Raw genomic sequence first — 6143 nt, 5'->3', positions numbered from 1 at the left:
GCGCTGGCAGAATCCATCGTAAGGTCTCATCGCATGAAAACAACCCGACATCTGCTGCTCGGCGTCTTCCTCATCAGCATGGGCGCGCTGGCGCTGGAAGTGGTGCTGACCCGCATCTTCTCCGTGACGATGTGGTATCACTTCGCCTTCCTCGCCATCTCCATGGCCCTGATGGGCAGCGCCACAGCGGGCGTGACGCTCTACTTCTTCCCCCACCTGACCCGGCCGGAGGCGGCCCAGAAGTGGATCGGCCGGGCCGCCGTGGCGCTGGCTATCGCCGTGCCCATCGTCTTCCTGATCTATTTGCGCATCCCGTTCCGGCCGGTGCTGATGAACCGCGAGGGCGCGTTCTCGCTCGTCCAGCTCGGCTGGCTGGCGCTCATCTACGTGTTGCTTTCCATCCCGTTCTTCCTGTCCGGCGCGGTGCTGGCGCTGACCCTCTCCGGCTGGCCCGACGACGCGGGGCGGGTCTACGCCGCCGACCTGATCGGCGCGGCGCTGGGCTGCCTGCTCAGCGTGGCCGCCCTGTCGCGCTTGGGCGGCGTCAACGCCCTGTTCCTACTCAGCTTCGTGCTGGCCCTGGCGGCGACGGCTTTTATCTACGGCCGGCGCGCCTGGATGATCACGGCCGGCATCGCCCTGCTATTCACCGGCGGCCTGCTGGTCAGCAACGTCGCCCGGCCGTGGCTGCGCATCGTCGTCAACAAGGCCGGCGGCGCGGAGCCGGCCATCGTCTATGAGAAGTGGAACATCCACTCCCGCGTGACGGTCTATGAGCCGGACGTGTTTCCCTTCTTCTGGGGCATCTCGCCGCCGAAGTGGGAGGAGACCATCGCCGCCGGCGGGCGCTGGGATCACGCCCTGCTGCTCATCGACGCCGTGGCCGGCACGCCCATCCAGAGCTTCGACGGCAACCTCGACACCGTCCAATTCCTGCGCAACGACTTGACGGCCATCGCCTACCACCTGATCGATAGCCCGACGACGCTGGTCATCGGCCCCGGCGGCGGGCGCGACGTGCTGACCGCCCTGGCTACCGGCGCACCGCGCGTCACGGCCGTCGAGGTCAACCCGGCGGTCATCGAGGCGGTGCAGGGGCCGTTCGCCGAGTTCGCCGGCAATCTCTACAGCCGGCCCGACGTGGAGGTGGTCGTCGCCGACGCCCGCGGCTACATCGACCGCAGTCCGGGAATCTACGACGTGATTCAAGCCTCGCTCATCGATACCTGGGCCGCCGGCGGTTCGGGCGCGTTCGCCCTGTCGGAGAACAGCCTCTACACCCGCGAGGCGTTCGCCAGCTACTTCGACCACCTCAGCGAGGCGGGCGTGCTCAGCATCTCGCGCTGGTATCTGCCCAACCGCCCGGCGGAGACGCTGCGGCTGGTGACAACGGGGCTAGCCGGCTGGGAGGCGGCCGGCGTGGAGGACCCGCGCCAGCACGTGGCTGTCATCGCCATGATCGACCCCGCCCGCGCCGGAACCGAGGGGCTGTCGACGACGCTCTTCAAGCGCCAGCCCTTCACGCCCGACGAGGTAGCTGGGCTGCAAGAGGTGGCCGGGTCGTTCGGCTACCAGGTGCTCTACGCGCCGGGGCTGACGCCGACCGAGGAGGTAGGGCGCTTCATCACCGACCCTGACCACGACGCCTTCATCGCCGCCTACCCGCTGGACATCAGCCCGGCCACCGACAACCGGCCGTTCTTCTTCAACCTCATCTTGCTGGGCGACCTGCTAGACCCGGCCCTCAGCGGCAGCGGCGTCTATCGCACCAGCATGGAGGCGATCTACATCCTGTTCGCCGTCATCGGCGTGACGGCCACGCTGAGCGCGCTGTTCATCCTGGGGCCGTTGTGGCTGGGGACGAAGCGGCGCGGGTTGAAGCGGCCGCCGGCGGCCACGCTGGCCTACTTCGGCGCGCTGGGACTGGCCTTCATGATGGTCGAAATACCGACGATGCAGAAGCTGACCGTCTACCTGGGCCAGCCGGTCTACTCGCTGGCCGTGGTGCTGTTCTCGCTGCTACTGTTCAGCGGCCTGGGCAGCTGGTGGAGCGGACGCTGGGCGGCGGGGCGCATCGCTGGCAATTTGCGGCTGGCCTTTCCGGCGCTGGCCGTCTTCCTGGCGCTGCACGCGGCGCTCAGCAGCGTCGTGCTGGAAAGCACGCTCCACCTGGGGCTGGCGGCGCGGCTGGTAGTGGCCGTGCTGCTGCTGTCGGCGCTCGGCTTCCTGATGGGCATGCCCTTCCCGACCGGCATCCGCTGGGTGGGGCGGCGGCAGCCCTCGGTCGTGCCCTGGCTGTGGGGCATCAACGGCGTCACGTCCGTGCTCGGCTCGGCGCTGGCGACGGCGCTGGCCATCCACGTCGGCTTCCGGCTGACACTGCTGGTGGCCGCGCTGGTCTACACCGCCGCCGGCCTGCTCTTCCTCGCCGCCGCGCGTCATACCGCGACGGAGACGACTGAACTAGCGGAAGCGGCAGTGCGACCCACCTTCTGAGGTGGGTTGCACCTGGAGCCTTATGACCCAGCTAACGAACACCCATCTTTACCGCGAAATCCACCAACAGCCGGCCGTCCTCCGGCAACTGCTGGACGAAGAAGAGGCCACGGCCGCGGCGCTGGCCGACCTCATCCGCGCCCGCGGCGTGGAACACGTCGTCATCGCCGCCCGCGGCACCAGCGACAACGCCGGCCGCTACGCCCAGTACGTCCTGGGGGCGCGCAACGGCCTCTCTGTGGGGCTGGCCGCGCCCAGCCTCTTCTCCATCTACAACCGCCCGCCCCGCTTCGGCAACGCCCTGGTCATCGGCATCAGCCAGAGCGGCCAAAGCCCCGACATCGTCGCCGTGCTGGCCGAGGCGCGGCGGCAGGGGGCGCTGACGGCTGTGCTGACCAACCGCCCCGCTTCGCCGCTGGCCGACCAGGGGGACGTGGTCATCAACCTGCAAGCGGGCGACGAGCGGGCCGTGGCGGCCACCAAGACCTACACCGCCGAGTTGGCGGCCATCGCCCTGCTCAGCGCGGCGCTGAGCAGCCCGGCCGAGCAGCGCGCCGAACTGGCCGCGATCCCCGACGCCATGGCGGCCACGCTGGACATGGATGGGGCCATCGCCGCCGCCGCGCCGCGCTACCGCTATATGCAGCGCTGCGTGATCATCGGCCGGGGCTACAACTACGCCACGGCGTTCGAGATGGCTCTGAAGCTGAAGGAACTGACCTACACCATCGTCGAGCCGTACAGCAGCGCCGACTTCCTGCACGGGCCGCTGGCGATGATCGAGCCGGGTTTCCCCGTGGTCGTCGTGGCCCCGTCTGGCCAGATGAGCGCCGAGGCGCTGGACTTCACGCGCACGCTGCGCGAGCGGCAGGCGGAGGTGATCGCCATCAGCGACGATGCCGCGTTGCTGGCGCTGGCCCGCGTGCCACTGGCGCTACCCGCGCCCGCGCCGGAGTGGCTATCGCCCATCACGGCTATCGTGCCCGGCCAACTGCTGGCGATGCGCCTGGCCCACACCCGCGACTACGACATCGACGCGCCGCGGGCGATCCGGAAGGTGACGGAGACGGTGTAGATGTAGCGCGGGTTGGCAACCCGCCTCTTCGGCGTAGCGAACGCGGGATACCATCCCGCGCTACAAGCGCCGACACCGCTACAGTTGTCAACCGCCGCCGACGCATGTACCATAACGATACTTCCTAAATGGTCGCCCACGCCGCTCGCGGCGTCCGGCGGCCGTCAGATCGAGCCGCCAACGGCTCGTTTAAAAACCCCGGAGGAAAGAATGAACGCCCGTAGATTACCATTTGTGTTGTTGTTGGTGGGCCTGCTGGCCCTGGCCCTGGCCGCGTGTGGCGGCGGGGCGGCTGAAGTGACCCCGACCGAGGCCCCGGCCGTCGAAGAGCCGGCCGCCGAAGAACCCGCGGCCGAGGAGCCGGCAGCCGAGGAGCCCGCGGCGACCGACCTCGGTACCGCGGAGAACCCCATCGTTATGTCCTTTGTCCCCTCGGGCGACACCCAGGACATCATCGCCAGCGGCGAGACGTTGGCCCAGATGATCACTGAGCAGACCGGTCTGGTGGTCGAGTCCACCGTCGGCACCGACTTCTCGGCCGTGCGCGAGGCGATGTGCGCCGGCCAGGCCCACATCGGCTGGCTAAACACGTTCAACTACGTCATGGCCAACGAGCAGTGCGGCGTGGACGCAGCCATGGTCACGTCCCGCTTCGACGCCACCACCTACGCCGGCCAGATTATCGTCGGCGCGGACAGCGGCATCGAGACGCTGCAAGACCTGGAAGGCAAGGTCATGTGCTGGGTTGACCCGGCATCGACCTCCGGCTACATCATCCCGCGCATCATGCTGGCCGCCGAGGGCATCGACCCCGACACCGCCTTCAGCCAGACCATCGAGGCCGGCAGCCACAACAACGTCGTGACTCAGGTCTACAACGGCGATTGCGACGCCGGCGCGACCTTCGCCGACGCCCGCACCGGCATCGAGGAGGAGTTCCCCGACGTGCTGGAGAAGGTTGTCGTCCTGGCGACCACCAGCGATATCCCCAACGACAGCGTCTCCTTCACCGCCGACTTCCCGGCTGAGATGCGGGCCCAGATCGTCGCCGCGCTGCTGGACATCTCCGCCTCCCCCGAAGGACAGGAAGCGCTGAACACGCTCTACAACATCGAAGGGCTGCTGGAGTCCGAAGACTCCTTCTATGACACCTTCCGCGCTGACCTGAGCCGCGCCGGCCTCAATATTGAGGAGTTGGCGCAATAACTTGGTGCGACCCACCTTCTGAGGTGGGTTGCACCTTGGCAGGTAACAAGCAGGTGCGACCCACCTCAGAAGGTGGGTCGCACCTTGAAGTGGAGGGTCCATGCTCCAGATCAGAAACCTGACCAAGGTCTTCCCCGATGGGACGGTCGCACTGAAAGACATCAGCTTCGACGTGCGCGACGGCGAGTTCCTGGCGATCATCGGCCTCTCCGGCTCCGGCAAGTCCACCCTGCTGCGCTGTATCAACCGCCTTATCGATCCTACGTCCGGTGCGGTTATCTGGAACGGGCAGGACATCACCGCCGCTGGCGGGACGGAATTGCGCCAGATTCGCCGGCAGATCGGCATGGTCTTCCAGCACTTCAACCTGGTCAAGCGCAGCAGCGTGACAACCAACGTGCTGACCGGACGGTTGGGCTATGTCCATCCCTTCTGGAGCCTCTTTGGCCGCTTCTCGACCGACGACCGGCGGCGGGCGGTGGCGGCCATGGCCCGCGTAGGCATCGAAGACAAGGCTGACAACCGCGCCGACCAGCTCTCCGGCGGCCAGCAGCAGCGCGTGGGCATCGCCCGCGCCCTGATGCAGGAGCCGAAGCTACTGCTGGCCGACGAGCCGGTCGCCAGTCTCGACCCGGTGCTGTCGCACTCCATCCTGCGCTATCTCGAACTCCTCAACCAGCAAGACCGCATCACCGTCCTTTGCAGCCTGCATTTCCTCGATCTCGTCCACCGCTATGCCACCCGCGTCGTCGGGTTGAAGGCCGGCGAACTCGTCTTCGACGGGCTACCGTCGGAGCTGACGCCGGCCAAGTTCAAAGAGGTGTATGGCGAGGAGGCGGAAATGGTGTCGGTAGCGCCGCCGCATGCCTCCTGAAAGCCAACACCCCTCCGCCCGCCCCTGGCTGCCGGCCCTGCTCTCGCTGGTCATTCCCGGCGGCGGCCAATTCATCCTGCGCGAGAGGTCGCGCGGGGCCGTCCTCTTCCTGACCTTCTTCCTGCTGTTGGGCCTCGTCCTGTGGACGGGAACGGTCGCGCTGCTGGCTCCGCTGCTGCTGTTCTGGCTGTGGATCGCCCGCGACGCCTACCAGATCGCGCAGGGCAAGCAGCCGCGCTGGGGTCTGGCCTTGCTGCTCATTGGCCTGGTGCTCTATGGCGCGGCCACGGTCGTCACCGAGGTGCGGCCGGCGCGGCTCATCACCGGCCTGCCCGGCGTCCAGCCCTATCTGCGCTCGCTGTTCAACCCCGATCTCTTCGAGTACCCGACCGAGGACTTCGTCGGCCTGACGCCGATCATGGTTCCCTGCGTCGAGCCGCTGCCGGAGCCGAACCGGCAGGCCACGACCGCCCCCATCGTCACGACGAGCGC

The 6143-nt window shown here is 67.8% G+C and carries 4 protein-coding genes and 1 pseudogene; all 5 read left to right on the top strand.

What is annotated here, in order from left to right; genetic code table 11:
* Positions 1 to 33 precede the first annotated feature (33 nt).
* On the top strand, positions 34 to 2496 hold the full coding sequence (locus ACE3UY_RS13070; protein ID WP_374687950.1) for a hypothetical protein: 2463 nt from the start codon (positions 34 to 36) through the stop codon (positions 2494 to 2496).
* Positions 2497 to 2518: 22 nt separating this feature from the next.
* Complete coding sequence (locus ACE3UY_RS13065) at positions 2519 to 3571, top strand: SIS domain-containing protein (protein ID WP_374687949.1); 1053 nt, start codon at positions 2519 to 2521, stop codon at positions 3569 to 3571.
* Positions 3572 to 3781: 210 nt separating this feature from the next.
* Positions 3782 to 4777, top strand: coding sequence for a phosphate/phosphite/phosphonate ABC transporter substrate-binding protein (locus tag ACE3UY_RS13060; RefSeq protein ID WP_374687948.1), 996 nt, complete (start codon positions 3782 to 3784; stop codon positions 4775 to 4777).
* Between the two features lie 100 nt (positions 4778 to 4877).
* Entirely contained in the window at positions 4878 to 5651 is a 774-nt protein-coding gene (phnC, locus tag ACE3UY_RS13055) for a phosphonate ABC transporter ATP-binding protein (protein ID WP_374687947.1), read from the top strand.
* Positions 5641 to 6143, top strand: a pseudogene (locus tag ACE3UY_RS13050) (hypothetical protein); the annotation flags it as partial. The gene phnC and the pseudogene ACE3UY_RS13050, both read left to right, overlap by 11 nt.

The sequence above is a fragment of the Promineifilum sp. (SeqCode) genome (assembly GCF_041918635.1).
In the GTDB taxonomy this organism is placed as follows: Bacteria; Chloroflexota; Anaerolineae; order Promineifilales; family Promineifilaceae; genus Promineifilum.
The sequence above is the reverse complement of the archived record's forward strand: the minus strand, read 5'-3'. Positions and strand labels throughout refer to the sequence as shown.